The organism is Microbulbifer sp. SE14 (assembly GCF_059834885.1).
On record NZ_JCBAJA010000066.1, the window covers coordinates 1 to 2,468 of the forward strand.

A 2,468-nucleotide genomic window follows, 5' to 3' on the forward strand; every position below is an offset into this window, starting at 1 on the left:
TGCCCTCACGCAGCGCCTTGACAGCGGCATCCATATCGAACGTAGGTTTGGTCATGAGTCATCTCTTTTTTGCGTATGGTAAAGAAATGACACAGAATTCTGAACACTACCAGAAAAGTGTCAAATACCTTGGAATATTCGTGACAACTGAAACACTTAGCCTTCCCGTGTAAGGCGGCGACGAAACCATAGATTTCTAATCTTTAGTGTCCATGCTTTCATTGTGGTAACGGGAGTACCAATCTACATAGTTTCCATGGGATATTGGTGTCTTTAGGCCAACATCGTCCAGGCCAAATTGATCTATAATATCTAGAACCTCACTCTGTCTCTCAGACAGAATCTTATCTTTCCGTTCCTGTAGTGATAAAAGTGACTTAATGCTAGAAATTCCGAGAAGTGCAATCGAGCTAGAAAGTTTTTCTATGCGACCCAGAAGGTATAGCTCCACCAGAAACAGGTGATTGTCTTCATTTCTCAGATGTTTTTCTGCAGAACTGGCGGAATATATAGACCCTAAAGCGTCCAGCATGTTTATCATTCTTTCTGACGCCATGTTCCAGAGATGGAAATAATCAATCTTAGACTTCGAAGAAAGCAAGGCAAAAATTTCAGTGTGCATAGATAGATAATACTTCCTGAGTATATCCGCGAGGTCGGCGATCTTAGAATTCCGAGGAGGATCTGGTAAGTTGGGTTCTTTACTTAGAAGATCCCGCGCAGCTTTTTGCATTATTACCAGGTTGTCCCCCTCAGCGGTAATACACCCGTTGATCGTGGCGTAGTACTCGGAAAATTTATTCACAGAGAACATTCCTTGGGCACCACACAGCTCCCGGCACTTAACGACCACATCTCTTGCAAGCCATGTTGTCAGGGACTTTGAAATGGAAATTTCTGTCTTCAGATCCACTGGAATAGGGCTCCTGTCATTTTCATATTCAGAAGCCTGGATGCAGAGATCAAACGTCCAGAATGAGTGCACTATAACTCCAGTAGCATACTCAATTAACGGCCTGGAGAACGAGTAATAACGAAGCAACGGAACATCCCCCTCCACGGAGAAGGTTTTACGCTGACGGCCGTACCTGTAGGTTATGTACAAAGCCGCTTTTCCAACGCCGATTCCACCTGCTGCCATGCATATTTTTCCAAACTGTACTCTCTGCATGGCCATCAGAAATCTCTCTCTGTAGCTGCTTTCGTATAGTTTGATAACTCCATCTTCTCGAAGGTTAAGAATGTTTCCTCCCAGCATGGATTCATATGGAAGAACGACTCTATCAAAGCTTGTAATACAGTTGTCCAAGCCAAAGTTGGGTTTACGTTCTATCTCCGTAATTCTAACTCCATCTCTAACATGACCATCTTTGTGCAATGGAACCAAGAATGGGACTATTCCAAAGTCCTCGCCCTTCACTTTAAGTCTAGCCATTACTACAGCTATTTTGGGAAGGCAGCAAAGGGAAGTGTTGGGCATAAACTTGTAGGATTCTACCCCGGCTGAATTAAGTATGAAAACTCTCTTTTCCAGGTTGTATTCAGCTTCCGTTTTCATGGAGACAACGTTATTACCGTAGCCGACCTCGGTAGCAAGATAAACGCCAATAGCGTTGCCCCGGCTCAATTTACCGTAGCACTCAGCCACATAGCCGGAATCTCCCCCTAGTGCTCGTATCGTTCCAATGCAAAGGTTGTAGTGTATAGAAAGGGCGGCAAATAGTGCGCCGTCATGCACCGCGCTAACCTCATGAAGGGAGAGAAGCTTCAGCGGGTCACAAACGAAATCCTCCCCGGCGGAACTTATTGAGATAATGGCTGACATCTTTTCATATAGGTCAGTATTTTCTTTGCGTCTATCAATTTTTAATATATCAAAAATTGATTCATAAGTCGCCTTGGAATAGCCGCTGATAATGGATCCTCCAACAGGGATCGAATTTTTTTCTGTCATAACTGCCCCGGGGAGATTGAATAATTATTTTCCGAAAATTAAAGCTTACTGTGTGATCTTGGTCGAGAGATTTTCGTGCCTAAAAGCGGAACATCGAGACCTTTTTGTAGAGCCGTTCACACCGGAAAGTGCTCGAATCCGCATCAGTTCTGGTTTGGTGTGCGTGGCGCATCCTACGTCACGGGGTAGAATGGCTATTTTATAGGCGATCCTAAGTAAAAATTACCAAAATTATGAAGTTCAATGCAATATTTGGCAACGCCCAGGCCGCCATTGCGAAAACTGATGGATCGCGACCAGCTTTGGTATACAGTGCTGTGTCTCTATCCCGCTATAAAATCCGCAATCTCAATCGTCAGAGAAGAGGGAGTGGTGGCGACCAAAATGTAACGGTGTTATAAATTTGAGACTGTAAATTAAATTGTGTAACTGCTCATGCCCCCGTACTCTGCACCGGAGGATACCATGAGCAGAACAATGGACAACAAAGATCTCGAACAGCAACTCCAGGCTC

At 44.3% G+C, this 2,468-nt stretch carries 1 protein-coding gene; it reads right to left on the reverse strand.

The features are described 5' to 3' along the window. Window positions 1-196: 196 nt before the first annotated feature. Complete coding sequence (locus AC6R19_RS22635) at window positions 197-1,954, reverse strand: acyl-CoA dehydrogenase family protein (RefSeq protein WP_500582134.1); 1,758 nt, start codon at window positions 1,952-1,954, stop codon at window positions 197-199. Window positions 1,955-2,468 lie beyond the last annotated feature (514 nt).

Excerpts from the sequence above, each read along its gene's own strand:
- AC6R19_RS22635 (WP_500582134.1), bottom strand. The coding sequence starts at position 1,954 with ATGACAGAAAAAAATTCGATCCCTGTTGGAGGATCCATTATCAGCGGC.